The following is a 1,464-nucleotide window of genomic DNA, read 5'->3' as shown; positions in this document are numbered from 1 at the left end:
CTGAATACTTTCTCCAAACACTACATTTCGTAGTAGTTTGACAACAATCCAACCTCATATTTACATAAATCGATTAATCCTAATTCTTCAAAGTATTTGTTAGGCAATAACCTATGAATAATATAGACATTTGAATTCTTCCATCTCTTCACATCCATCTTCTCTGTTATCTTAATGCCTTTCTTTTTCATCAATTTATGCATTGGCTTATACGTCTTCCATTGTACCATCTTTATCATCCTTAATCGTCGTCGTATCCATCCCATTTGTTGTTTTACAAAGGATTTTATGTTGGCTACTCGATAATAATTTATCCATCCTCTTAGATATCGATTTAGTTCTTCTATGATAAGCTCTAGTTTCTTTCCTGCATTTCTCTTAGTTATTTCTCGGATTCTATCCTTAAATCGATTCACTCTTTTAGGATTTATCTCTACATACTTCGTGCATATGTCAAATCCAAGATAACTTACTCCTCTGTGAACATTTGTTATTATAGTCTTCTCTTTGTTCACTCTAAGCTTGAGTTCTTCTTCTAGAATCTTCGTCGCCAAGGTCTTGTAATTGCCTGCTGTTTGTTTATCTTTCGCAAATATTAATATATCATCAGCATAACGTACAATTCTTATTCCTTTGCTCATCATTTTCTGGTCAAATTTGTTCAGATAAATATTGCTAAGCAGAGGTGATATCACACCACCTTGTGGACTTCCCACATCTGTGACATAGTGGTTATCACTGTGCATTACTCCTGACTTAAGAAAGCTCTTAATCAGATTTAATACTCGTCCATCACTTATCTGTTCACCTACTGCTTTCATCATTACCTCGTGGTCTAATGTATCGAAGCATTTGCTTAAATCCATATCAACTACATGTTCTAGTTTGTGTTTAACCATAAATCTCTCTGCTTTTGCTACGGCTTGGTGTTGTGACCGTTTTGGTCTGTATCCGTAACTTGATGGATGGAATGTTTCATCAAAGATTGCTCCAATTATATTGACGATTGCCTGCTGTACCACCCTGTCTTTTACCGTAGGTATTCCTAGTAACCTTATTCCCCCGTCGGGTTTTTCGATTTCTCTTCTTCTTACGGCACTGGGTTCATATGTGTTGGTTTTCAGTCTCTCATGAAGAAACTTAATATTTACTTCTAGCTTTTCAGCAAACATTTGAACTGTTTCTCCATCTATTCCGGGAGCCCCTTTGTTCTTCTTGACTCGCTTAAATGCCTCTTGTAAATTTTCTATTCGATATATTTTATCGATTAGGCTGTACCATTTCTTCATTACTTACCTCCATTGTCGCGGTATCTCTTGTTTCATTTACTCTAGCTATAAGTTCTTCTCCAAGGTTGTTTGACGTCTCTAGCTCTCTGGCAATCTTATCTTCACATACCATGGTTACTTCTTATTTGCGTCGTCGTTATCAATAGCAAGTTTCTTTTGCACTAGGTAACGTTCC

The 1,464-nt window shown here is 36.2% G+C and carries 2 protein-coding genes; both read right to left on the bottom strand.

Annotated features, from left to right (window positions below; genetic code table 11):
* Positions 1-20: 20 nt before the first annotated feature.
* Positions 21-1,289 (bottom strand): group II intron reverse transcriptase/maturase, encoded by a 1,269-nt coding sequence (gene ltrA / locus GC105_RS16610; RefSeq protein ID WP_152807054.1) that lies wholly within the window; start codon positions 1,287-1,289, stop codon positions 21-23.
* A complete protein-coding gene (locus tag GC105_RS16995; RefSeq protein WP_193708471.1) occupies positions 1,261-1,401 on the bottom strand; it encodes a hypothetical protein in 141 nt (46 codons plus the stop codon). The genes ltrA and GC105_RS16995 overlap by 29 nt, the downstream gene beginning before the upstream one ends.
* Positions 1,402-1,464 lie beyond the last annotated feature (63 nt).

Source organism: Alkalibaculum sporogenes, from assembly GCF_009362815.1.
In the GTDB taxonomy this organism is placed as follows: domain Bacteria; phylum Bacillota; class Clostridia; order Eubacteriales; family Alkalibacteraceae; genus Alkalibaculum_A; species Alkalibaculum_A sporogenes.
Note: the sequence above shows the minus strand (reverse complement) of the source record. Positions and strands in the feature narration are given on the sequence as shown.

Bases quoted from the DNA above. Each gene is read 5' to 3' on its own strand.
- GC105_RS16995 (WP_193708471.1), bottom strand. From the start codon at position 1,401: ATGGTATGTGAAGATAAGATTGCCAGAGAGCTAGAGACGTCAAACAAC.
- ltrA (WP_152807054.1), bottom strand. From the start codon at position 1,289: ATGAAGAAATGGTACAGCCTAATCGATAAAATATATCGAATAGAAAAT.